This is a genomic window from Rhizobium sp. BT03, assembly GCF_030053155.1.
In the GTDB taxonomy this organism is placed as follows: Bacteria; Pseudomonadota; Alphaproteobacteria; order Rhizobiales; family Rhizobiaceae; genus Rhizobium.
The window spans coordinates 1,339,077-1,361,549 of the sequence record NZ_CP125640.1 but is presented as its reverse complement, the minus strand read 5'-3'; the positions used below and the strand labels follow the sequence as shown (position 1 = coordinate 1,361,549).

The window sequence follows — 22,473 nt, the reverse complement described above, 5'->3', positions numbered from 1 at the left end:
GGCAGTTGACGCCGTTCGATCATGGTTTAGGACACCGTCACATTCCTGTCACCGGTCACTCCTAATCAGGCCCCATGTCTTCAGCCCCTTCTTCCCGCTTCCGCTTCGGCATCATCGCCGACCCGCAATATGCGGCAATCCCGCCGCATGCGGCCATGGACCGCTACTACGCTAACAGCCTCGCCAAACTCGCCGAGGCGATTGAGGTCTTCAACGGCGAGGAATTGAGCTTCGTCATGACGCTCGGCGATGTCATCGACCGCAGCTTCAAGAGCTTCGACGATATCCTGCCGGTCTATGGGAAGCTCCGGCACGAGGCGCTCTTCCTGCTCGGCAATCACGATTTCTCGGTCTCCGCGGGGCATCTCTCCGAAGTCGCCGCGCGCCTCGGCATGCCGTCGCCCTATTACAGCTTCCGCCGCCACGGCTGGCGCTTCATCGTGCTCGACGGCAACGAGGTCAGCACCTTCGCGCCGCCCGAAGGACATCCGCACCGCGCCCTGGCGGCACAGATGCTGGCGGAACTGCAGGCGAGGGGTGCCCGGAATGCCCATCGCTGGAACGGCGCGCTGAGCGACGAGCAGTTCGCCTGGCTCGGCGATGAGATCGCAAGCGCTGCTGCGGCCGGCGAGAAGGTGATCGTCATGAACCACTATCCGGTCTATCCCGCCGGCGAGCACGATATGTGGGACTGCGACCACATTGTCGCGCTGCTCGCCGCGCACGACAACGTCGTCGCCTATTTGAACGGCCATAACCACGCCGGAAATTACGGCAAGGTCGGCGCCTGCCACTTCGTCAATTTCAAGGGCGTGGTCGACACCGAGGCTGAAAACGCCTTCGCCATCGTCGAGGTCCATCCCGACCGAATCGAAATCCGCGGCTTCGGCCGCGAGGAGAGCCGGACGCTGGTTTATTAGGCTGGGATGGACTGTCGATAAAGGTCAGCCAGATGCTGCTTATGTCATGCTCGGCCTTTGCCGACTCTATGACAGAAATTGACTGAGATTGCGGGGGCCTCCCCGAAGAAGCGCCCAACCCGCCGACGGTGAGTTTGGCGGAACGCAACCCCACCCTCCGTCATCCTCGGCCTTGAGCAGCCTTGAGCCGAGGATCCATGCCCGCTGCTGATGGAGGTCGGCGTGGATACTCGGGTCAAGCCAGGTCAAGCCCGAGGATGACGGAGGAGGGGGCAGATGTCGGCGGTCCTTTGGCGACGTCGAAGATGTGCCAGGTACGAAGCGCTTCCCCGGGGGCCGCATGGCGCTGATCTCCCGCTCGTGCCTCAAACGCTGCCAACCTGTTCGCATAAACGCCCACCTGTCACCCCGGCACAGCCTTCTCCGTCCACCCGCTCGTCCACAATTCCCGCAGCCTGTCGCCATCACCCTTGAAGAACTCGTCACGCGCCGCGCAATGCTCCACACGATCGCTGCGGAAATTACGGATCGCCTGGCGCAGTTCGCACCAGGCGACGATATTGGCGGTCTGCGAATAGTAGATCAGCGCGATCGGCTGGATCGTTCGCTCGCTCGCGCGGCCGAGTTCGTCGCGGTAGCCGAGCATCAGCTTGCATTCGTCGCGGATCGCCCGGCGCACGATCGCAAGGTCGAGGCCTGCCGGCTGTGCGATCGAGCCCCAGGCATAGAGTGCCTTGCTGTCCATCGCCTGGCGCAGCGGCGCCGGCACGGCGCCTGATATCTTCCGGTTGACCCGGCGCGCCGCCTGCTTCAGCTCTTCGTCGGCGGTGCGTTCGAGCAGCGCCAGCGACAGCACGATCGCCTCCATCTCCTCGATCGAGAACATCAGCGGCGGCAGGTCGAAACCCGGCCGCATGATATAGCCGATGCCGCGCCCGCCCTCGATCGGCACCCGCATCGCCTGTAGCGCGGCGATATCGCGATAGATCGAGCGCACCGTCACTTCGAGCGTCTCGGCCATCGCAGCCGCCGTCATCGGTTTTCTGGCCAGCCGCAGGATCTGAATGATCTCGAACAGCCGTGAGGCCTTGCGCATTTTGCCTCTCCCATCCCTCACGCTCCTGACAATACACTGTCAGTTGGGTTTGCGTATAGAGCCGCCTATCGGATTGAAATCAATCAGGGTCTTTCAAAACGGCCCATGGACCGACAAGGCGGTAACTGACATGAACTACCACGAAAACCTCTGGCTTTTCTTCACCCTTCTTTTCGGCATCATCATCGTGCCGGGCATGGATATGCTCTTCGTGCTCGCCAATGCGCTGACCGGCGGCGTCAGGCGTGGGCTGGCGGCGACAGGCGGCATCATGGCGGGCGGCGCCGTGCATTCGGCCTATGGGGCGGCCGGTGTCGGTCTGCTCGTCACCATGCTGCCGCAGCTTTTCAACGTGCTGCTCTTTGCCGGCGTCGCCTATATGATCTGGATCGGCATTTCGCTGATGCGCAGTTCGATCACCGTCGAGGCGGTCGGGCCCGGAACGGCGCGCTCCGGTTGGCGCGCCTTCCGCCAGGGTGCGGTCACCTGCCTCGTCAATCCGAAGGCCTATATCTTCATGTTCGCCGTCTATCCGCAGTTCCTGAGGCCGGAATTTGGCCCGGTCTGGAGGCAGGGCCTGATCATGGGCGCCATGACGGTGGCCACCCAGTTCGCCATTTACGGCACGCTGGCGATGACCGCCGGCCGCAGCCGCGATCTTCTCGTCGCCAATCCCGATGCCACGGCCTTCGTCGGTCGCTGCGCCGGGCTGCTGCTGGTTGCGGTTTCCGCCTTCAGCCTCTGGCAGGGGTGGAAAAGCGCCTGAATTGCCAAGGTCTATCACATTGTTTTTATGATGATCCGGCAAAACGTGACTGCCCGGAGGGCATGGATTTTGTCATGCTCCCGGTGCAGATTGGCCGTCGGCCGCCTTGGCCTTCAGAAAATTGGAGAGGAAATATGAATTGGAAAGCAGTAGCTGCCGCCGCAGCGATGGCCGGCATAGCCTTCGGTTCGGTGACCGCCGCCGATGGTACGCATGATTCGCGCATTGCCCTGATGAAGCAGATCGGCGGCGCGGCCGGCGCCTTGGGAGCCATCGCCAAGGGCACCAAGCCCTATGATGCCGAAGCGGTGAAGACGGCGCTGACGACGATTGCCGCAACGGCCAAGGTGTTCCCCGATCAGTTCAAGCCGGGCACGGAAACGGGCGATGCGGAAGCGAGCCCGAAGATCTGGGAAAACATGGACGACTTCAAGGCGCGCGCCGCCAAGCTCTCCGGCGATGCCGAAACCGCGCTCGCCCAGCTTCCGGCCGATGCCGCGGCTGTCGGCGCCACGGTCAACACGCTCGGCGCCAGCTGCGGCGGCTGTCACAAGGCCTATCGCATCAAGGAGTGAGCGATAGGCCATCTTCATCCGGATCTTGATACGCGATCCGCGCCGGCCTTGCCGCTGGCGCGGGTCGACTTATTATCCGCCCGAGGAAATCTCGGCAAAGGGGAGGCGGAGTATGATCCGCAGGTTCATCCGGTTACTGCTCTGTCTGATCGGCGTCGCCATGCTGGGCGGTGGTGCCTTCTATCTCGTCACCGCACCCGATCCGCTGCCGGAAAGCCATTGGGCCGGTCTCGGCGCGCCGGATCCGGCAAACGGCCAGATGGTGTTCTGGGCCGGCGGCTGTGTCAGCTGTCATTCCGCCCCCGGTTCCGAAGGCGATGCCAAGCTGACGCTGTCGGGCGGCCTAGCGCTGAAGAGCCCTTTCGGCACCTTCCACGTGCCGAACATCTCGCCCGATGAAAAGGCCGGCATCGGCGCCTGGACGCTCGCCGAGTTCGGTAACGCGATGAAGCGCGGCGTCGGGCCTGATGGACAGCATCTCTACCCGTCTTTTCCCTATAGTTCCTATTCCCGCATGAGCGACAAGGACGTCAACGATCTCTTCGCATTCCTGAAGACCCTGCCGAAGAGCGCCAACGTCGCGCCCCCGCACGAGCTGCCGTTCCCCTATAACATCCGGCTGGCGCTCGGCGGCTGGAAATTCCTCTATTTCAACGACCAGCCGCGCGTCGCTCTTTCCAAGAGTGACGACAAGATCAAGCGCGGGCAGTATCTCGTCGAAGGCCCCGGTCATTGCGGCGAATGTCACACGCCGCGCGATGCGCTCGGCGGCTTTGAGGCCGGTCAGTGGCTCGCCGGCGCGCCCAATCCGGAAGGCAAGGGCAGCATACCCGATATCACCCCGGCGTCGAAAAGCATCGGCGGCTGGAGCGAGACCGATATCGCCAGCTACCTCGAAACCGGCTTCACCCCCGATTTCGACAGCGTCGGCGGCTCGATGGTCGATGTGCAGCAGAACATCGCCCATCTGCCGGCCGCCGATCGCGAGGCGATCGCCGCCTATTTGAAGGCGGTACCGGGACGGTAGGACAGATCTGCCTCACGCGATCGACTGCATATACCGCATGCCGGTGACCGGCCGCGGGGTGAAATCCAGCTGTTCGTAGAAGCGATGCGCCAGCACGTTTCCGGTGGCGGCGCTGACGGAGAGGTAGCCGCAGCCGGCATTGCGCGCGGTTTCGCGGGCGCGGTCGACGAGCAGCTGGCCGGTGCCGTGGCCGCGATGGCCGTCGCGCACGAAGAGATGGTGCAGGTCCATGCCGCGCTTGCCCTCCTGTGCCCTGTAGAGCGGCACGAGAATGGCGTAGCCGATCAGCCCTTCGCCGGTTTCGGCGACCAGCGCATGGATCCAGGGCAGGGGGCCGAACAGATCGCGCTCCAATTGTTCGGGCGTCGTCCCGGCCGAATCGCCGTGATGGGCGGCCAGCAGGGCGATCATCTCGTTGAGTTCGGGCAGGTCGCGCGGCTTGGCGGTACGGATCGTCACCACCGACGGGCGCATCAATGAAATTTCGCTGTCTTCGATTTCGGTCATGGTCTTCGCGTCCTTTGATAGTCTGCCGTCAGGACGCTGCCGATACAACAAAGCCGCCTGACGGCGGCTTGTTGACAATATGATCTGTCCAGCCGCCCTTTACAGGTACAGCCAAAAATACGAGCGGCTCTGGTGCGCGTTTTTGATCATGCCGCATCAATCGTCGGAAACGCGGTCTTTGTCAATGGCCGATTTTCCCCCTTGATAGTATACCCCCCTATGCTACATAGGAGCCCATGTCCCACACCACCCTGCAGAAAAAGAAACTCATCGCCCGCGTCAGCCGGTTGAAGGGCCAGATGGAAGCCGTCGAAAGGGCGCTCGATGCCGAGCGCCCGTGCGGCGAAATCCTGCAGCTGCTCGCCTCCGTCCGCGGCGCCCTGACCGGGCTGACCGGCGAGGTGCTGGACGATCATCTGCGCGAACATGTGCTGAATGCCGATGACGATGCCGCGAGAGCAGAGGCGGTCGAGGAAATATCGGAAGTGCTGAGAACCTATATCCGCTGAGTGCCGTGACGAAGGAGCCTGTAATGAGTACCGGGATCGAGAAGGCTGGAACGAACGCCCTGGAGCATGATCATATCTTCCTCGGCGCCGATCATGCGGTGAACGAGCGGCGCATCTGGCTGGTGATCGCTCTCACGGCGGTGATGATGGTGGCGGAAATCGCCGCCGGGACCGCCTACGGCTCGATGGCGCTGGTCGCCGATGGCTGGCACATGTCGACCCATGCCAGCGCGCTGTTGATTTCGGCGCTTGCCTATCTCTTCGCCCGGAGGCAGGCGCGCAACCCGCGTTTCACCTTCGGCACCGGCAAGCTCGGCGATCTCGCCGGTTTCGCCAGCGCCATCATTCTTGCCCTGATCGCCTTGCTGATGGCCTGGGAAAGCTGGCTGCGCCTGTCAAATCCGGTGCCGATCGGCTTTGCCCAGGCGATCGCCGTCGCGGTGATCGGCCTTGCCGTCAATCTCGCCAGCGCCTGGCTGCTTGGCGGCGGCCACGCACATCACCACGGCCACCACGCGCATGGTCACCACGCGCACCATCACGGCGACCATGCCCATCACGGTCATGGTGCCCACGCCCATGATCATCACTCCCAAGACCATCACCCCCAAGACCATCATGCAAAGCCCGGCGACAACAATATCCGCGCCGCCTATCTGCATGTCATCGCCGATGCCATGACCTCCGTTCTCGCCATCGCGGCGCTGACGCTCGGCAGCCTCTATGGCTGGCTCTGGCTCGATCCGATCATGGGCATCGTCGGCGGCCTGGTTATCGCCAACTGGTCCTGGAGCCTGATGAAATCCTCGGGCGGCGTGCTACTCGACGTCGTGCCCCAGGGCGAGACGCTGCCCGCCGAGATCCGCGAGGCGATCGAGACCGACGACGACCGGATCACCGATCTGCATGTCTGGCAGGTCGGCCCCGGCCACCACGCCGCCATCGTCGCCGTCGTCACCCCGAGCCCACGCGAACCGGCCTTCTACAAGGGCCGGCTGTCGGCGCTGACGGAATTGTCGCATGTGACGGTCGAGGTCACGCGCGCCGCGTAATCGCCGCGGCGCGACAGGCCGCTCGGCGGACAACAGAGTTGCCGCGGGGACGAGATGCCGCCGTAATCGCTCTTTAGCCCTATCCTCCTCACCTCCGGAGGAATCATGCATCTCAATCTTACCCGCCGCATGCTGATAGGCTCGGCGCTTTGTCTGTCTACCTTGGGCCTGCCTGCGCTCACGCTTCCCGTCCGTGCCGAGGAGAAGGCCGGGGAGGGCGACGACGATATCGAGAAGCGCCTTGTGGCGCTGGAAAAACGCACCGGCGGTCGCCTCGGCGTCTCGGTGCTCGATACCCAGACGAGCATCTCCTTCGGCTATCGCGGCAGCGAGGCCTTTCCGATGTGCAGCACCTTCAAGGCGCTGGCTGCCGGCTTCGCGCTTGCCCGCGCCGACAAGGGTGAGGAGAGCCTCGACCGGCGGGTGACCTACGGCAGGGACAAGCTCGTCGACTATTCGCCGCTCAGCGAAAAACACGCCGGCGCCGACGGCATGACCATCACAGAACTCTGCGAGGCGGCAGTGACCGTCAGCGACAATACCGCCGGCAACCTGCTGCTCGAAAGTTTTGGCGGTCCGGCGGGGCTGACCGACTGGCTGCGCTCGATCGGCGACGGCACGACCCGTCTCGATCGCACCGAGCCGACGCTGAACGAAGGCCGGAAGGACGACCCGCGCGACACGACCACACCGGATGCGATGCTCGACACGCTCGGCAACCTGACGCTCGGCTCGATCCTCACGGAAGCCTCCTCGGACCGGCTGATCGCCTGGCTGGTGGCAAGCACGACCGGCGGCGAGCGGCTGCGGGCCGGCCTGCCGGCGGAGTGGAAAGTCGGCGACAAGACCGGCACCGGCCAGAACGGCTCCCTCGGCGACATCGCCGTCATCTGGCCCCCCGACCGCAGCCCGATCGTCGCCGCCGTCTACATCGCCGAGGCGACCGCGCCGGTGAAGGAGCTCAACCCGGTCTTTGCCGAGGTTGGGCGGATGATTGTCGAGATGGTTTGAGTTGGGGGGTACGACGGCTGTCCGGTGCGTGCGGATCAGCAATTGCCCCAGGCGGTCCCGCCTCTTGCCACATAGGTTCCCCCACCCTCCGTCGTCCTCGGGCTTGACCCGAGGACCCACGGCCGCAAGCACTCGTTGGCGTTCGCACTAAACGCGACCGCTGCCAAACAAATCGAGCGAGGCGCGTGCGGCATGGATACTCGGGTCAAGCCCGAGTATGACGGAGAATGGGGGGAGCGGCCGGCAAGAGGCGAGATGTCTGGAGGAATTCCAGTAAAATGCGCGGGCGGTTTTGCGTGGGATAGCGTAAAATAATAGCCGCGATTCCTACAAGACACCAAGTACTTACGGTCCATGCCACATAGGCTCCCCACCCCTTCGTCGTCCTCGGGCTTGACCCGAGGACCCAGGCCGCAAGCACTGCGTTGGCGTTCGCACTGACAAAGGCGACCGCCTCCCCATCACGGCAGCGTATAAGCAATCACATAGTCGCCCGGTTTCGTCCCCACGGAGCCGTGGCCGCCGGCGACCATGACGACATATTGTTTGTTGTCGCTTGTCGTGTAGGTCATCGGCGTCGCCTGGCCGCCGGCGGGAAGTCGGGCCTGCCAGAGTTCTTGCCCGTTCGTCACGTCGTAGGCGCGCAGATAGTTGTCGACCGCGGCGCCGAGGAAGGCGACGCCGCCCTTGGTCAGCATCGGTCCGCCGATGCCGGGCACGCCGACCTTGAAGGGCAGGGGCAGCGGCGTCATGTCGTGCACGGTGCCGTTCTTGTGCATATAGGCGATCTTGCCGGTGCGCAGATCGACGCCGGCGACATAGCCCCATGGCGGCGCCTGGCAGGGAATTTTCAAGAGCCCGAGGAACGGCCCCATGAAGACGCCATAGGGCGCGCCGTCATTGCGGTTCAGCCCCTGTTCGCTGCCCTTCTCGTCCTGGCCGCGCGGCGGAATGTCGGCGGCCGGCACCAGGCGCGAGGTGAAGGCGAGATAGGTCGGCATGCCGAACATGATCTGCCGCTCGGGATCGACCGCGACGCTGCCCCAGTTGAAGGTGCCGAAATTGCCGGGATAGACGATCGTGCCTTCAAGCGATGGCGGCGTATAGCGGCCCTCATAGCGGTAGCGGTGGAAATCGATGCGGCAGGCGAGCTGGTCGAACAGCGACACGCCCCACATGTCCTTTTCCTTGAGCGGCTCGGGCGAGAAGGTGAGGTCGGAGATCGGCTGCGTCGGCGAGGTATGATCGCCCGAAATCGCGCCGCCGGGTGCCGGGATCTCCTTGACCGGGATGATCGGCTCGCCGCTGCGCCGGTCGAGCACATAGAGGTCGCCCTGTTTGGTCGGACCGACGAGGGCGGGAACCACCGTGCCATCCGGCTTCGTCAGGTCGATCAGCGCCGGCTGGGCCGGCACGTCCATGTCCCAGAGATCGTGATGCACGGTCTGGCGCACCCAGCGCAGCTGGCCGGTGGCGATGTCGAGGGCGACGATCGAGGAGGAGAATTTCTCGACATTGTCGCTGCGGCCGATGCCGAGCTGGTCGGGCACCTGGTTGCCGAGCGGGATGTAGACCATGCCGAGGCCCTCATCGACGCTGAAGACCGACCAGCTGTTCGGCGAATTGGTCGTATAGGTCTGGCCGGCGGCAAGCGGCGTCGTCACATCGGGATCGCCGGAATCCCAGTTCCAGATCAGCGCGCCGGTCCTGATGTCGAAGGCGCGGATGACGCCGGATTGCTCCTCGGTGGAATAATTGTCGTTCACCGCCCCGCCGACGATGATCTTGCCCGCCACCGCGACCGGCGGCGAGGTGGAATAATAATAACCGGCCGGATTGTAGCGCATGCCGGCTTCCAGATGCAGCACGCCCTGATCGGCAAAGCCGGTGCAGACCTTGCCGTCCGCCGCATCGAGCGCGATCAGCCGGGCATCCGAGGTCGGCAGGTAGACGCGCTCGGCGCAGGGCTGGCCGGCGGCGATATCGGGATCGGCATAATAGGTGACGCCGCGGCAGGTCTGGTGCTGCCGGTCCGGGTTCATGCCGGAGTTGGCGTCGTATTTCCATTTCTCCTTGCCGGTCTTGGCGTCGAGGGCGATCGCCCAATTGTGCGGGGTGCAGAGATAGAGCGTGTCCTTCACCTTGAGCGGCGTCACCTGATAGGTGGTCTCGCTGATATCCTCCGGCCGCTTGACGTCGCCGGTCTGGTATCGCCAGGCTTCCTTGAGGGTGGAGACATTCTGAGCGGTGATCTGGTCGAGCGGCGAATAACGCTGGCCGAAGGGCGTGCGGCCATATTGATGCCATTCGCCATCCGGCACATTGCCGCCGAAAGCGGGGTTGGCGGCAACGGCATCCTTCGGCAGATCGCCGGCAAGATCGTGCGGATCCGTGGTCATCGAATAGAGGGCGACGAGGATGGCGAGAAGAACCGGCACGGCGAGCGGCCAGGGATTGGCGCCGTAGGTGATGCCGGTCGGGCTGCGAAAGCCGAGCGGCCGGCGGATCCAGGGCGTCAGCAGCCAGAGCCCGAGCAGGATAATCATGCCGCCGCGGGGCCCAAGCTGCCACCAGTCGAAGCCGACCTCCCACACCGCCCAGGCGAGTGCCGCGACGACGAGCACCGCATAGACCCAGAGCGCCACCGCCTTGCGCATCAGAAGCAATCCGGCGGTGATCAGGAACATCAGCCCGGCGAACAGATAAAAGACGCTGCCGCCGAGCGTGACGAGCCAGAGCCCGCCGCCGCCGAGCGTAAGCCCGATGATGATGAAGAGGATGGAGGTGACGACGATCGCCATAAGGCTGTCTCCCGCTTGATTTAGCCGGGTGAAGGGACGGCGGAAAATCGCCGCCGCTCAGCCAGATAGCGCGAGGGAGATGCCTTTCAACGGCCGCATTTGCCGCAGGCTGTGTCACGGTACGGTTGTATTCAGCTCGCTCACGTGCCGCAGAAGGTCGCGAGCACCCGTTCGCTCGGCTTCGGCGGCTCCCTATAGGCGGCAAAGCCGGGCTGGTCCTCATAGGGTTTTGCAAGCACGGTCAGCAGCGCTTCGAACAGCGAGAAATCGCCGTTCTCGACCGCCGCCTCGATCGCCTGTTCGATGCGGTGATTGCGCGGAATGAAGGCCGGATTGACGCGGCGCATGGCGGCGGCGCGCTCAGTCGCCGTCTGCGGATCGCGCGACAGTCTCTCGCGCCATTGCGCAAGCCAGGGCTCGCAGGCTTCCGGTTCCCGGAAGCTTGCCGCAAAGGCGGGTTCTGCGGCAGCATCGCCTGCAAGATCCGACAACCGACGGAAGGTCAGGGTGAAATCGGCGCCCTGCGCCTGCATCAGCGTCAGCAGCGCCTGCACCAGTTCGAGATCGCCGTCTTCTTTGCCGGCAAGGCCGATCTTTCCCAGCATGCCGGCCAGCCAACGCGCCTGGAAGCGTTCGCCATAGGCGCGGATCACGCCATTCGCCTTGTCGACCGCGCCGTCCGGCTCTTCGTCGATCAGCGGCAGCAGCGTTTCGCCGAGCCTTGCGAGGTTCCATTGGCCGATGCCGGGCTGGTTGGCATAGGCATAACGGCCATGCTGGTCGATCGAGGAGAAGACGGTCGCCGGATCATAGGCATCCATGAAGGCGCAGGGGCCGAAATCGATCGTCTCGCCGGAAACGGTCATATTGTCGGTGTTCATCACCCCATGGATGAAGCCGACATGCAGCCAGCGGGCAATCAGCGCCGCCTGGCGCTCGGAGACTGCCTCGAACAGCGAAAGGTAGGGATTGTCAGCGTCTTTCAGCGCTGGATAGTGCCGGTCGATCACATAATCGGCGAGCGCCCGCACGCCTTCGGTATCGCCCCGCGCCGCAAAATACTGGAAGGTGCCGACCCGGATATGGCTTGCCGCGACCCGGGTGAAGACTGCACCCGGCAGCACTTCTTCGCGATAGACCGGCTCGCCCGTCGTCACCGCCGCCAGCGCCCGCGTGGCGGGAATGCCGAGGGCAAACATCGCCTCGCTGACGATATATTCGCGCAGCACCGGCCCGATTGCCGCCCGCCCGTCGCCGCGGCGGGAAAACGGGGTCGGCCCGGCGCCCTTCAGCTGGATATCGAAGCGCCTGCCGCTGCGGTCGATCACCTCGCCGAGCAGGATTGCCCGCCCGTCGCCGAGCTGCGGCGAGAAGCCGCCGAACTGATGGCCGGCATAGGCCATCGCCAGCGGTTGCGCGCCTTCGGGCACGAGGTTGCCGGAAAAGATCGCCGCGCCGTCGCGCCGCAGCGCCTCGACATCGAGCCCGAGTTCGGCGGCCAGCGGCTCGTTGAGCTTGATCAGCCAGGGCTCCGCCACTTCAGTCGGCATCTGCGCCGCGAAGAAGCGCTGCGGCAGGCCGGCATAGCTGTTGTCGAAGGCAAAGGCCGCGCTGGGCCGGTTTTTCTCAAGAGCGGAGGTCATGATTGATAGGTAGGGCCGGGCGGCCTGCGGCGCAAGCTCTTCACGAAGCATGAGGCCGATGCAAGCAATCGTGATTGGCTTTTCCCTCTCGTCAAAGCTGCTTTGCCATAAAGGACATAGCGCCGCCATGATCGCAGGCGTATACCAAATCATCTCCCCTTGGCATTACGCCATGTCATCCCCCGCGGCCCTGCAGCCTCGTGTGCTCCGCCGCGCCACCGTGAGTGATCCCGGACGATGTCGGATCAGATTTACCAGGCGCCGATCGTTCGGCGCGCCGCGCCCAATTTCCGGGTGATCGCGATGATCGTCGCAAGCGCGATGCTGATGGAAAACATCGACGCGACGGTGCTCGCGACCGCGCTGCCGACCATGGCGCGCGATTTCGCCGTCAGCGCGCCGGCCATGTCGATTGCGCTCACCTCCTATCTCCTCAGCCTGGCGATCTTCATTCCGGCGAGCGGCCGGATGGCCGACAGTTTCGGTTCCCGCACCGTCTTCCGCGCGGCGATCGCCGTCTTCGTGATCGGCTCCATTCTCTGTGCGTTGGCGCCGACCCTGTCCTTCCTGGTGCTGGCGCGGCTGCTGCAGGGCCTGGGCGGCGCGATGATGATGCCGGTCGGCCGCCTGGTGCTGATGCGCAGCGTCGCCCGCAAGGATATGGTCAGCGCCATGTCCTGGCTGCTGGTGCCGGCGCTGATCGGCCCGATCGTCGGCCCGCCGCTCGGCGGCTTCTTCGTCACCTATCTCGACTGGCGCTGGATCTTCTACATCAACGTGCCGATCGGCATCATCGGCATGATCTTCGTCTCGATCTATATCGATGAGGTCAAGGGCAAGGCGAGCGGTCCGTTCGATACGATCGGTTTCGTCCTCTCCGGCATTTCGCTCGGCTCGCTGCTTTTCGGCTTCGAAATGTCGAGCCACGAAGGCGAGGGCGCCTTCTCGATCTTCCTGATCGCCCTCGGCCTCATCTTCGGCATCGGCTATCTCAGGCATGCCCGTCGGCATCCGTCGCCGATCATGGATTTCTCGCTAATGAAGGTGCCGAGCTTCGGCACCTCGGTCATAGCAGGTTCGCTGACGCGTATCACCCAGGGCGCGCAGCCCTTCCTGCTGCCGCTGCTTTTCCAGATCGGCTTCGGCCTGTCGGCGGCTGCGGCCGGCCAGATCGTCATCGCCACGGCACTTGGCGCGCTCGCCATGAAGCCGATGGCGAAGTTCGTCTTCAGCCGGCTGGGCTTCCGCCGCAGCCTCGTCCTCAACGGCATCTTCGGCACCGTCGGTTATGGTCTCTGCGCCGCCTTCCGGCCGGACTGGCCGATGCCGCTGATCTTCATCGTCCTGGTGCTCAGCGCCTTCTTCCTGTCCTTCCAGTTCACCGCCTATAACACCATCGCCTATGACGAGATCGACAAAGAACGGATGAGCTCGGCCACCAGCTTCTACACCACCTTCCAGCAGCTCATGCTGTCGCTCGGCATCTGCATCGGCGCCTTGGCGCTGCACGGCTCGATGGCTTTCAACAATGTCGAAACGCCGTCGCTTGGCGATTTCTCCATAGCCTTCATCGTCGTCACGCTCATCTCGATCACCGCCACCATCTGGAACCTGCGCTTCTCCAAGACCGCCGGCGAGGAGATCAGCGGCTACAAGGCGAAACGGACGACAGGGGCCGCCGGAAGCTGACGCCACCTTCCTCTCCTCAGAAGCCGACCGGCTCCCGCCGTCCCTGGATCGTCATCGTCCTGTCCTTCCTTCCCGTGTCACGCCGTCTGCGGCAGGCATGCCTCGCAGATCGCTGCGACATGGCGGTGGTCGGTGCCGCAGCAACCGCCAAGCACGCACAGCCCGGGCATGCGGTCGATGAGCTTGCGGTAGCGGCGGCCGAGATCCGCGGGATCGCCGGCATCCAGCGTTTCGCTATTGTCCAGCTGCTCGTGGCTCATGGTCGAAGCATTGGCGCGGATCCCGGAAATGCGCTTCAACCAGGTGCTTCGAAGATCGAGCGCGGCTTCGAAATGCGTCGGGTGGGCGCAGTTGATCATGTAATAGGCCGGTGCCCCGCCGGTCGCCGCATCCGTCGTCTCGATGGCGTCCTGAATGCTTCTGCCCGTCACCAGCCTGCCGTCCGTCTCCAGAGTGAAGGAGATGGCCGAGGGTATGCCGAGCGATTTTGCCGCCCGCGCCACGCCGATCGCCTCATCGATATTGGTGAGAGTGAAGGCGGTCACGATGTCCGCCTCCGTGCCGGCGAAAGTCCCGATTTGGAAGGCGTGGTAATCTTCCGCTTCGGCGGCATCCATGATGCCCGCCTTGTAGCCGTCGCCGCGCGGCCCGATCGCGCCGCTGATGACGATCGGCTGCTCGGGCCGCTCATAGGCGCTACGCAAGCCCACGAGCAGGTCGACGGCTTCCTCGTTTGCCGCCTTCAGGGCTTCGCTGGTATAGCCGAGCTTCTGCCTCCAGTCCGGATTGGCCCGCCATGTCGCGGTGTCGAGCACGAAGCCGGTGCCGTGCCGCCGTGCGATATCGAGATAACGGCGATAGTAATTCCGCAAGCGCTGGCGCCCGTCTTCGGAAGCCAGCAATATGAAGGCGGCGAAATGCGGAAGCTCGATACCTTCCTGGAAGATCATCGTCGTTTCCATGCCGCCATCGGTAATGAAGGTGCCGCCATTGAGCTGCGGCAAGCCATTTCTGTACTTTGCCATTGTTGAAGCCTCTCCCTCGCAGCACCCGAAATGGCTGCCGTCCATGAGTAATGTTCTGGCGCGTAATCGGCTGCCAAACTAGGAGACTTGCGGTATACTGCCGGTGGTTTTGGTTTTTGCCGATTGATATCAATCGCTTGCTTCAACCCGTGCTTCCGGAGGCGGAGGCGGACCTGAGCGTAGGGCGCTGAAAACTGTACCGCCGGTACAGGAGGGAATATGCGAAAGGGTGAGGAAACCAGGACCCGCATCCTCGACGTAGCCGAGGCGGCCGTCCTGCAAAAAGGTTTCGGCGGCACTTCCATCGAGGAACTGATTGCCGAGACCGGCATCACCAAGAGCGGCTTCTTCTATCATTTCAGGGACAAGAACGAGCTCGCCAAGGCGCTGCTCAACCGATACATCGAAAATGACGAGCGCATCTACGACGAAATCTTCAGCCGCGCGCGTGAGCTCGTAGACGATCCGCTGCAATCCTTCCTGCTCGGCCTGAAGCTGCTGTCCGAACTGCTTTCCGACCTGCCGAATGGCCATCCCGGCTGCCTCGTCGCGACCGTCTGCTATTACGAGCGGCTGTTTGACCGGGAGATACAGGAAACCAACCGCAATGCGGTGCTTGCCTGGCGGCGCCGTTTCGGCCGCATGCTGCGCGACATTATGGCCGTCTATCCGCCGCGCGAACCCGTCGATGTCGACCAGCTCGCCGACATGGTGTCTTCCGTCCTGGAAGGCGGCATCGTCCTGTCGAAGACGCTGAAGGAGCCGAACACGCTGGCCGAACAGGTGCTGATGCTCCGCACCTTCGTGAAGATGCTCTTTCTGCCGGTTGCGGAAATACCGAGGGCCTAAAAGCGCGGCACGCGAATCTTTCGGATTCGTGTGCCGCGCTTTTGGTCTTTGGTTGGCGCATGTCGCCTATTCCCGCCGCGCCATGTCTTAGTTGTCGTCCTCCATCGCCGCCGCCATCTCCGCGAGTTTGCGCACGGTGTTGAGATTGCGAGAGGTCCCCGGCTTCAGCGCCGGCAGCTTCAGCTTCGAGCGGCCGGACCCCTTGGGATAATGCACATAGATTTCGCGGCCCGCGAGCTTCGCCCCCTCGCCATCGGGCGCCACCATTGTATCAAGCGCATCGCCGGGCGGCTTTTCCGGCAGGAAATAGACGAGCAGGAAGTTCGGCTTGGCATCGGGGAAGGGCGCGTCGGCAGCAATGGCGTCGAGTTCCTTGCGGCTGCGCACCATAACGCCCGGGCGCTTGCTCATCGTCTTGCCGAGCGCCGCGTCGAGCTTTTCCTCCACCGCCGTTTCGGATGCATCCGAGCGGAACAGCACATTGCCGCTCTGGATGTAGGTTTTCACATCCGTGAAGCCGAGATCTTCGCAGATCGTCTTGAGCTCGGCCATCGGGAGCGACCCGGTGCCGCCGACGTTCACGGCGCGGAGCAGGGCGATGTAAATTGGCATTTCCTTCTCCCTCAACTGCCGTGCCGTGCCGGCCCCCCTCTGCCCTGCCGGGCCCGTGGCTCGCCCCGGGCCCGGCAGGGCAGAGGGGGCGACCACGGCACGCCTTACGCTATTCCCCTCTATTAACCCTTCACATCTTCCCAGCCACCTTGATCGCAAACGCATACTCGAAGGCAATCTCTTCCAGCCGCTGGAAGCGGCCCGATGCGCCGCCGTGGCCGGCGTCCATATTCGTCTTGAGCAGGATCGGCGCTTCACCGGTCGTCTCCTCACGCAGCTTTGCCACCCACTTGGCTGGCTCCCAATAGGTGACGCGCGGGTCGGTCAGGCCGCCGAGCGCCAGGATCGGCGGGTAGGATTTGGCGCCGACATTGTCGTAGGGCGAATAGGCGGCGATCTGCTCGTATTCTTCGCGGCTGTCGATCGGGTTGCCCCATTCCGGCCATTCCGGCGGGGTGAGCGGCAGCGTGTCGTCGAGCATGGTGTTGAGCACGTCGACGAAGGGAACGGCGGCGATGATGCCGGAAAATTTCTCCGGCGCCATATTGGCGACCGCGCCCATCAGCATGCCGCCGGCCGAGCCGCCCTCGGCGATGATCTTCGCGTAGGAGGTGAACTTCTGTTGATTCAGATAGTCGGCCGCGGCGACGAAGTCCTTGAACGTATTCGTCTTCTTCTCCATCTTGCCGTCTTCGTACCAGGCAAAGCCCTTGTCCTTGCCGCCGCGGATATGGGCGATGGCATAGACGAAGCCGCGGTCGGCGAGCGACAGGCAATTGGTGTTGAAGCCGGCCGGAATGGTGATGCCGTAGGCGCCGTAGCCGTAGAGCAGACAGGGGGCGGTGCCGTCGAGCGGCGTGTCCTTGCGATAGAGCAGGGTGACCGGCACCTTTTCGCCGTCCCATGCCGGGGCGAAGACGCGGCGGGTGACATAGTCGTCGGGATTATGGCCCGACGGCACCTCCTGCGTCTTCAAGAGCGTGCGCTCGCGCGTCACCATGTTGTAGTCGTAGAGCTGCGACGGTGTCGTCATCGAGGAGTAGGAGAAGCGGATGACATCCGTGTCGTATTCGGCGGCACCCGAAAGCCCCAGCGAATAGGCTTCCTCGGCGAAGGCGATCGCATGTTCCTCGCCGCTCGCCCGATCGCGGATCATGATCTGCGGCAACCCGTCCTTGCGCTCCAGCCACAGGAGATGGCGGGCATAGGCCATGTGGCTGATGATCAATGTGCCGGGCTTATGGGCAACGACTTCGCGCCAGTTTTCCTTGCCCGGATTGTCCACCGGCGCTTCCATGATCTTGAAATCCTTGGCGCCGCCGTCATTGGTGAGAATGTAGAAGATGTTGCCGCCCTCGGTCAGCGAATATTCGATGCCTTCCTCGCGCGCCGCCACCAGCTTCGGCTCGGCGGTGAGGTCCTTGGTCGACAGCAGCCGATATTCGCTGGTTTCATGGTCGTGAATGTCGATATAGATGACATCGTCGAGCAGCGAGCCGCCGACGCCCATGAAGAAACCGGCATCGGCTTCCTCATAGACCAGCCGGTCTGCCGATTGCGGCTGGCCGAGGATATGGTGGAACACCTTCGAAGGCCGGTGGTTCTCGTCGAGCGCCGAATAGAAGAAGCTCTTGCCGTCGGGCGCCCAGACGCCGCCGCCGCCGGTATTCTCGATCACGTCGTCGAGATCCTGCCCGCTCGAGAGGTCTCGCACCTTCAGCGTGAAGAACTCCGAGCCCTTGTCGTCATAGCCCCAGATGCCGCGGCTGTGGTCGCTCGTATGGTCGAGGCCGGCGAGACGGAAATAGGCCTTGCCCGATGCTTCCTTGTCGCCGTCGAGCAGCACCGTGCGAATCGTCTCGTCGGCGACGTCGCCGTCGCGGGCGATGCGGAAATAGCGCGGCTGTTCGCCGCCGGTGACGTAAAAGGTGCCGTAGGCATAGGCGCCGTCCTTCATCGGCACCGAGCTGTCGTCTTCCTTGATGCGGCCGCGCATTTCGGAAAACAGCACCTTCTGCAGCGGCTTGGTGTCTTCCATCGCCGCGTTCATATAGGCGTTTTCGGCTTCGAGATGCCGGCGGATCTCGGGATCGAGGATCGAGGGATCCTTGAACATCGCCTGCCAGTTGTCGGCGCGCAGCCAGGCATAATCGTCCGTGCGGGTAATGCCGTGGCGCGTATCGGAGACGGGCTTCTTCGGGGCGGCGGGCGGTGTCGGCAGGCTCTTGAAAACGGACAAGGAATGGCTCCGGATCGGGATATCGGGTTGGCAAGAGATAGAGGCGCGCCGCCGCCGGATCAAGCGGCAAGGCTGCGCCAAGAGTGCGGGCGACCTTCCACAGGCAAGGAGGCGGCTCGGCTCGCCCTGCCTTGATGTCACCACAATATTTAAGAATGTCCGCTATCGCAGAGCGAAAATTACACGTGCCAAGCCCCCGGCAAGCTGCCCGGGGCAGGGTGAAGAATGGACAACAGCAAGGGATTTTCTCAGCAATGCCGAAACGTCTGCTCCTGTTCGTATCCCTCATCGGCCTTGCCGCCCCCGCCTTTGCCGTCGATCCGGCCATCAAGAAGCAGCTGGAAAAACTCGATCCCTCGACCCGTCTGGAGCAGAGCTGCGACACCGAGGCGATGAGCCGCATTAACCAGGACAGCACCGGCTTCAAGCCGGACAAGGTAATCGCCTATACCTTCAAGGACCCGATCCCCGGCGACAATTCGCTGCAGGCGCCGGGCGCGGTCTTCCGCAGCAAGGGCGACTGGTACCATCTCTCCTACAATTGCATCACCGGCCCGCAGCATATCAACGTGCGCGAGCTCAATTACCAGATCGGCGACAAGGTGCCGCGCGAGAAGTGGGACAAATATTATCTCTACGATTGATCGGCTGTCCCATTGACTGCGCTGACCGGCCACATGGTTTTGGACGAATGCAGTCGCTAAACTTGACCGATCGAAATCGTAGAAGTCCATTCATGAACCGCATCTTGCTTGCTTCGGCGTTTCTTCTGGCGGGCCTGTCCACGCTATGCGCGGCCGAAACGCCGCCGCTGCCGGCCGTCGCCGCTCCGGTCATGAAGAGCCCGGCGGTGAAGCTCGTCGAGCCGCATCTGCATATCGCCCGCTCCAACATGCCAGGCCATGCCCGCATTGCGCTCACCTTCGATGCCTGCATGGGCCAGGCGGACGAGCGCATCCTGTCGACCCTGGTGCGCGAACGCATCCCGGCGACGATCTTCGTCACCGCCCGCTGGCTGAAGCATAACCCCGCCGCCCTTGCCGTCTTCCTGCAGAACCCCGATCTGTTCGAACTGGAAAATCACGGGGAGAACCATATCCCGGCCGTCGACACGCCGACGCTGATCTATGGTATCGCCTCGGCTGGCTCGCCGCAGGCGGTGAAGCAGGAAGTCGAAGGTGGTGCCGCGGCAATGACCGCGGCCGGCATTCCGGCACCCCACTGGTTCCGCGGCTCGACCGCCAAATACGATCTTTCCGCCATCGGCGAGATCCGCGCCATGGGCTATCGCATTGCCGGTTATTCGGTGAACGGCGACGGCGGCTCGCTGCTCGGCGCCGTGATCACCGAAAAGCGCATCGCCTCGGCCAAGGACGGCGATGTCGTCATCTCCCACATCAACCAGCCGACCCATGCGGCGGGCGAGGGGGTGGCCAAGGCGCTGGTCGATTTGAAAGCGAAGGGCACGGAATTCGTTCGTCTGGAGGACGTCGAGGATATGGGCGACGATCGGACGACGGAGTAAATTCTGTAAGGGTTGCCACGGCACAACAGCCAATACAAGGCCTCTATCGCAACTCATCCCCACTCCCCAACCTATCCTCCCCAAAACGCCTCAGCCCCGGCCCATCCCGATCCAGCGCGAAATCCTCGAACCAGTCGCGATGCATGCCGGCCAGCATCGCGCCGATCATCTGGGCGGCGAGATAGGAGAAGGTGATGCCGTTGCCGCCGTAGCCGTAGGCGGCCAGCACATGCGGCATGCCGGGCACGGGGCCGATCAGCGGCAGGCCGTCGGCGGTTTCGCCGAAGGTTCCGCACCAGGCGTGTTCCACCCGCGTGTCGGCTTTCGGCCATAGCCGCTTCATCTTCTCGCGAATTGCCATGATCTTTGCCGGCAGCTTGCGGTCGCGGGCCCCGGGATCGGCCGTGCCGTCATCCTCGCCGCCGGCGACGATGCGGTTGTCCTCGGTCGTGCGCATGTAGAGGTAGGGGTGGCTGTCCTCCCAGATCAGCGCCCTCTCACGCCAGAAATTTGCCGGGTCCTGGGGTACGGTGGCGAGCGCCCAGCTCGAACTGGTGCGATGCAGCTTCGGCATGTCGATGCCCGGCATGGAATAGCCGGTCGCAAGCACGGCATGCCGCGCCTCGATGACATGGCCTGCATCCGTCTCCGCCGTGACGTGATCGCCTTCGCTGTGCAGAGCCGTGACGGAAGCGTTGACCAGCCGCGCGCCGCGGCGGACGGAGATTTCGAGCAATGCCCAGGTCAGAAGCAGCGGATCGGCCTCCGCCGAACCCGGCGAATAGATCGCGCCGTCCCGATCCAACTCGAATTGGGTGAAGAGGTCGGGATGTTCGAGGTAGACGCCAGGCAGACCGGCCCGGCGGCGCAGCTGGCGCTCCTCCAGCAGATCGCGCGCGCCTTCCTGGTTGGCGGCGAGATAGAGCGTGTTGCGCGGCCGGAAGCCGCAGGCAATCCCGTGTGCGGCGATCAGCTTGGAAAGGCCGGCGACCGCCGCGCCGCTGCGGCGGTAGATGCCGGCGGCGCGCTCGAAGCCGTAATAGTCTTCAAGCTCGGTGAGCGTGCTGTCGATTTCCCATTGCAGCATCGCCGTGCTCGCCGCGGTACTGCCGAAACCGGGTTGCTCCCGGTCGATGATAACGACGGAAAAACCGCGCGCCGTCAGATGTTCGCCGACCAGTGCACCGGTGATGCCGCCGCCGATCACAGCGACGTCGGCGGAAAAACTCCGCTCGATCGGCTGCCATTTCGGCCGAACGCCGCTTTCCCCCCAGAGAGAGCGGCCGCTGACCATCTGGTCGTGATCGGATTCGTTAAGATCGAGATCGGATGCCACGAACGTCTCCCCGGTTGATCATTTCGGCAATTGCGGCTGCGGCTTTTCCTCGATCAGCAATTCCTCGATGATCGTGATGACGATCAGCGACAGCGGCAGGGCCAGCATGGCGCCGACGGCGCCCCACATCCAGGTCCAGAACAGGATGGCGAGGAAGACGATAAAGGGATTGATTTCCAGCCGCCGTCCCATCACCGCCGGGAAGATCAGGTTTTCCATGACCAGATGCACGGTGAAGAAGGCCGCGGCCGGCATCAGGCCGATGACGAGGTCATCATGCGTGAGAATGCCGGCGACCGCGACGCCAAGCGTCATCAGCGTGATGCCGAGATAGGGAATGAAGCTCGACAGGAAGGCGAAGAAACCCCACAGCACGGGCGCCGCCAGCCCGCCGGCATAGGCGATGACGGTCATGACGACACCGAGGCCGACATAGATCAGCGAGGCTGTGGCGAAATAAAAGCCGAGCACCTGCTCGACGGCATTGATGACGCGGATGGCCGCCAGGCGCTGCGTGCGGGTGCGGAAGGTCATGATGATCGTCTTGCGCAGGTTGACCCGGCTGGCGAGGAAGAGCAGCAGCGCCGCAAAGAAGATCAGCCCCTGCACCAGCGCCGGCGTCAGGCTTGTCGTCACCACATGCAGCACGTTGCCGGTGTTTTCGAGCAGCGCACCGATCGACATCGGCCCGCTTTCGAAGGTCGCAGGCGTGATATGCAGCCATTCGATGCGCTCGAGATAGGGCATGACGCGGTTGATGGTTCGCTCGGCAAAAGCCGGCCCCTCATTGGCAAGCGTCATCAGCGGGCCGGCGAGTGAGTTGATCAGCAGGAAGATCACCAGAGCCACGCTGCTCGACAGCATGACGGCGTTGGCAAGCCGCGGCACGCCCATCCGGCTGAGTTTTTCCGCCGCCATGCCGAGGATCATGCCGACGACGACGGCAAGTGTGATCGGGATCAGGATCAGCGACATCAGGTAGACGGCGGCAAGCCCCAGAATGGCGAAGATGCCGATGATCGCCCAGGCCATGCTGATATCCAGCCCGTCCTTCTCCAGCCGGTGCAGCGGTGCCGGCGGCAGCTCTTCGGCTGCCTCCCTCAGCGTCTGCGCCCAGGCGCTGGTACGGCGTTCGCCAATCGCGATCTTCTTGGCCTGTTTGCGGATGCCATTGGCGATGCCCATGCGGTGAGGTTCCCCGAAGCCCCATTGCTTCGTCACGGAAACGCGCCGACGCGGTTCCGGTTCCGTGGGGGCCGCCAGGGCGCTTGCCGCGTGTCTTCACGCGGAT

General features: G+C 63.7%; 20 protein-coding genes. 11 read left to right on the top strand and 9 right to left on the bottom strand.

Annotation, left to right across the window (positions count from 1 at the left end; translation table 11 throughout):
• The first annotated feature begins 74 nt into the window (after positions 1-74).
• Positions 75-920: a metallophosphoesterase gene (locus tag QMO80_RS06765; RefSeq protein ID WP_283199384.1), complete on the top strand. Its 846-nt coding sequence runs from the start codon at positions 75-77 to the stop codon at positions 918-920.
• Positions 921-1,323: 403 nt separating this feature from the next.
• Here the strand turns inward: QMO80_RS06765 and QMO80_RS06760 are convergent, their stop codons facing one another.
• On the bottom strand, positions 1,324-2,016 hold the full coding sequence (locus QMO80_RS06760; protein WP_283199383.1) for a YafY family protein: 693 nt from the start codon (positions 2,014-2,016) through the stop codon (positions 1,324-1,326).
• Positions 2,017-2,146: 130 nt separating this feature from the next.
• Between QMO80_RS06760 and QMO80_RS06755 the strand changes: the two genes are divergently transcribed.
• The 3 genes from QMO80_RS06755 to QMO80_RS06745 all read left to right on the top strand — a co-directional run bounded on the left by QMO80_RS06755 (position 2,147) and on the right by QMO80_RS06745 (position 4,384).
• Positions 2,147-2,782 carry a LysE family translocator gene (locus QMO80_RS06755; RefSeq protein WP_283199382.1) on the top strand — a complete coding sequence of 212 codons (636 nt, stop codon included), beginning with the start codon at positions 2,147-2,149 and terminating at the stop codon, positions 2,780-2,782.
• Positions 2,783-2,916: 134 nt separating this feature from the next.
• On the top strand, positions 2,917-3,357 hold the full coding sequence (locus QMO80_RS06750; RefSeq protein ID WP_283199381.1) for a cytochrome c: 441 nt from the start codon (positions 2,917-2,919) through the stop codon (positions 3,355-3,357).
• A 112-nt stretch (positions 3,358-3,469) separates the two neighbouring features.
• Positions 3,470-4,384, top strand: coding sequence for a cytochrome c (locus QMO80_RS06745; protein WP_283199380.1), 915 nt, complete (start codon positions 3,470-3,472; stop codon positions 4,382-4,384).
• Between the two features lie 12 nt (positions 4,385-4,396).
• Here QMO80_RS06745 and QMO80_RS06740 read toward each other — a convergent pair whose 3' ends face one another.
• Positions 4,397-4,891 (bottom strand): GNAT family N-acetyltransferase, encoded by a 495-nt coding sequence (locus QMO80_RS06740; protein WP_283199379.1) that lies wholly within the window; start codon positions 4,889-4,891, stop codon positions 4,397-4,399.
• A gap of 236 nt (positions 4,892-5,127) precedes the next feature.
• Between QMO80_RS06740 and dmeR the strand changes: the two genes are divergently transcribed.
• The 3 genes from dmeR (at position 5,128) to bla (ending at position 7,463) form a co-directional block, all read left to right on the top strand.
• The gene (dmeR, locus tag QMO80_RS06735; RefSeq protein WP_283199378.1) at positions 5,128-5,400 is read left to right on the top strand and encodes a Ni(II)/Co(II)-sensing transcriptional repressor DmeR; all 273 of its coding nucleotides are present in this window, start codon (positions 5,128-5,130) and stop codon (positions 5,398-5,400) included.
• A gap of 23 nt (positions 5,401-5,423) precedes the next feature.
• Entirely contained in the window at positions 5,424-6,452 is a 1,029-nt protein-coding gene (dmeF, locus tag QMO80_RS06730; protein WP_283199377.1) for a CDF family Co(II)/Ni(II) efflux transporter DmeF, read from the top strand.
• Positions 6,453-6,557: 105 nt separating this feature from the next.
• Positions 6,558-7,463 carry a class A beta-lactamase gene (bla, locus tag QMO80_RS06725; RefSeq protein ID WP_283199376.1) on the top strand — a complete coding sequence of 302 codons (906 nt, stop codon included), beginning with the start codon at positions 6,558-6,560 and terminating at the stop codon, positions 7,461-7,463.
• 461 nt (positions 7,464-7,924) lie between these two features.
• Here the strand turns inward: bla and QMO80_RS06720 are convergent, their stop codons facing one another.
• The gene (locus QMO80_RS06720; RefSeq protein WP_283199375.1) at positions 7,925-10,264 is read right to left on the bottom strand and encodes a glucose/quinate/shikimate family membrane-bound PQQ-dependent dehydrogenase; all 2,340 of its coding nucleotides are present in this window, start codon (positions 10,262-10,264) and stop codon (positions 7,925-7,927) included.
• Positions 10,265-10,404: 140 nt separating this feature from the next.
• The gene (locus tag QMO80_RS06715; protein WP_283200127.1) at positions 10,405-11,907 is read right to left on the bottom strand and encodes a YdiU family protein; all 1,503 of its coding nucleotides are present in this window, start codon (positions 11,905-11,907) and stop codon (positions 10,405-10,407) included.
• A 237-nt stretch (positions 11,908-12,144) separates the two neighbouring features.
• Here QMO80_RS06715 and QMO80_RS06710 point away from each other — a divergent pair, with 237 nt between their 5' ends.
• Entirely contained in the window at positions 12,145-13,596 is a 1,452-nt protein-coding gene (locus QMO80_RS06710) for an MFS transporter (protein WP_283199374.1), read from the top strand.
• A 77-nt stretch (positions 13,597-13,673) separates the two neighbouring features.
• Here the strand turns inward: QMO80_RS06710 and QMO80_RS06705 are convergent, their stop codons facing one another.
• Positions 13,674-14,621 carry a homocysteine S-methyltransferase family protein gene (locus tag QMO80_RS06705; protein WP_283199373.1) on the bottom strand — a complete coding sequence of 316 codons (948 nt, stop codon included), beginning with the start codon at positions 14,619-14,621 and terminating at the stop codon, positions 13,674-13,676.
• Positions 14,622-14,840: 219 nt separating this feature from the next.
• Between QMO80_RS06705 and QMO80_RS06700 the strand changes: the two genes are divergently transcribed.
• On the top strand, positions 14,841-15,470 hold the full coding sequence (locus tag QMO80_RS06700; RefSeq protein ID WP_283199372.1) for a TetR/AcrR family transcriptional regulator: 630 nt from the start codon (positions 14,841-14,843) through the stop codon (positions 15,468-15,470).
• An 87-nt stretch (positions 15,471-15,557) separates the two neighbouring features.
• On the opposite strand, the gene QMO80_RS06695 is transcribed toward QMO80_RS06700, so the two are convergent.
• Together QMO80_RS06695 and QMO80_RS06690 are read right to left on the bottom strand one after the other, a co-directional pair.
• On the bottom strand, positions 15,558-16,082 hold the full coding sequence (locus QMO80_RS06695) for a DUF1697 domain-containing protein (protein ID WP_283199371.1): 525 nt from the start codon (positions 16,080-16,082) through the stop codon (positions 15,558-15,560).
• Positions 16,083-16,212: 130 nt separating this feature from the next.
• Positions 16,213-18,321, bottom strand: coding sequence for a S9 family peptidase (locus QMO80_RS06690; RefSeq protein WP_283199370.1), 2,109 nt, complete (start codon positions 18,319-18,321; stop codon positions 16,213-16,215).
• 254 nt (positions 18,322-18,575) lie between these two features.
• Between QMO80_RS06690 and QMO80_RS06685 the strand changes: the two genes are divergently transcribed.
• Together QMO80_RS06685 and QMO80_RS06680 are read left to right on the top strand one after the other, a co-directional pair.
• Positions 18,576-18,965, top strand: a complete 390-nt coding sequence (locus QMO80_RS06685) for a DUF930 domain-containing protein (RefSeq protein ID WP_049734453.1) — start codon at positions 18,576-18,578, stop codon at positions 18,963-18,965.
• A 92-nt stretch (positions 18,966-19,057) separates the two neighbouring features.
• A complete protein-coding gene (locus QMO80_RS06680) occupies positions 19,058-19,846 on the top strand; it encodes a polysaccharide deacetylase family protein (RefSeq protein WP_283199369.1) in 789 nt (262 codons plus the stop codon).
• 43 nt (positions 19,847-19,889) lie between these two features.
• Here the strand turns inward: QMO80_RS06680 and QMO80_RS06675 are convergent, their stop codons facing one another.
• Positions 19,890-21,182, bottom strand: a complete 1,293-nt coding sequence (locus tag QMO80_RS06675; RefSeq protein WP_283199368.1) for an FAD-binding oxidoreductase — start codon at positions 21,180-21,182, stop codon at positions 19,890-19,892.
• An 18-nt stretch (positions 21,183-21,200) separates the two neighbouring features.
• A complete protein-coding gene (locus QMO80_RS06670; RefSeq protein WP_283199367.1) occupies positions 21,201-22,367 on the bottom strand; it encodes an AI-2E family transporter in 1,167 nt (388 codons plus the stop codon).
• Positions 22,368-22,473 lie beyond the last annotated feature (106 nt).

Excerpts from the sequence above, each read along its gene's own strand:
- QMO80_RS06765 (WP_283199384.1), top strand. The coding sequence starts at position 75 with ATGTCTTCAGCCCCTTCTTCCCGCTTCCGCTTCGGCATCATCGCCGAC.
- QMO80_RS06760 (WP_283199383.1), bottom strand. The coding sequence starts at position 2,016 with ATGCGCAAGGCCTCACGGCTGTTCGAGATCATTCAGATCCTGCGGCTG.
- QMO80_RS06755 (WP_283199382.1), top strand. The coding sequence starts at position 2,147 with ATGAACTACCACGAAAACCTCTGGCTTTTCTTCACCCTTCTTTTCGGC.
- QMO80_RS06750 (WP_283199381.1), top strand. The coding sequence starts at position 2,917 with ATGAATTGGAAAGCAGTAGCTGCCGCCGCAGCGATGGCCGGCATAGCC.
- QMO80_RS06745 (WP_283199380.1), top strand. The coding sequence starts at position 3,470 with ATGATCCGCAGGTTCATCCGGTTACTGCTCTGTCTGATCGGCGTCGCC.
- QMO80_RS06740 (WP_283199379.1), bottom strand. The coding sequence starts at position 4,891 with ATGACCGAAATCGAAGACAGCGAAATTTCATTGATGCGCCCGTCGGTG.
- dmeR (WP_283199378.1), top strand. The coding sequence starts at position 5,128 with ATGTCCCACACCACCCTGCAGAAAAAGAAACTCATCGCCCGCGTCAGC.
- dmeF (WP_283199377.1), top strand. The coding sequence starts at position 5,424 with ATGAGTACCGGGATCGAGAAGGCTGGAACGAACGCCCTGGAGCATGAT.
- bla (WP_283199376.1), top strand. The coding sequence starts at position 6,558 with ATGCATCTCAATCTTACCCGCCGCATGCTGATAGGCTCGGCGCTTTGT.
- QMO80_RS06720 (WP_283199375.1), bottom strand. The coding sequence starts at position 10,264 with ATGGCGATCGTCGTCACCTCCATCCTCTTCATCATCATCGGGCTTACG.
- QMO80_RS06715 (WP_283200127.1), bottom strand. The coding sequence starts at position 11,907 with ATGACCTCCGCTCTTGAGAAAAACCGGCCCAGCGCGGCCTTTGCCTTC.
- QMO80_RS06710 (WP_283199374.1), top strand. The coding sequence starts at position 12,145 with ATGTCGGATCAGATTTACCAGGCGCCGATCGTTCGGCGCGCCGCGCCC.
- QMO80_RS06705 (WP_283199373.1), bottom strand. The coding sequence starts at position 14,621 with ATGGCAAAGTACAGAAATGGCTTGCCGCAGCTCAATGGCGGCACCTTC.
- QMO80_RS06700 (WP_283199372.1), top strand. The coding sequence starts at position 14,841 with ATGCGAAAGGGTGAGGAAACCAGGACCCGCATCCTCGACGTAGCCGAG.
- QMO80_RS06695 (WP_283199371.1), bottom strand. The coding sequence starts at position 16,082 with ATGCCAATTTACATCGCCCTGCTCCGCGCCGTGAACGTCGGCGGCACC.
- QMO80_RS06685 (WP_049734453.1), top strand. The coding sequence starts at position 18,576 with ATGCCGAAACGTCTGCTCCTGTTCGTATCCCTCATCGGCCTTGCCGCC.
- QMO80_RS06680 (WP_283199369.1), top strand. The coding sequence starts at position 19,058 with ATGAACCGCATCTTGCTTGCTTCGGCGTTTCTTCTGGCGGGCCTGTCC.
- QMO80_RS06670 (WP_283199367.1), bottom strand. The coding sequence starts at position 22,367 with ATGGGCATCGCCAATGGCATCCGCAAACAGGCCAAGAAGATCGCGATT.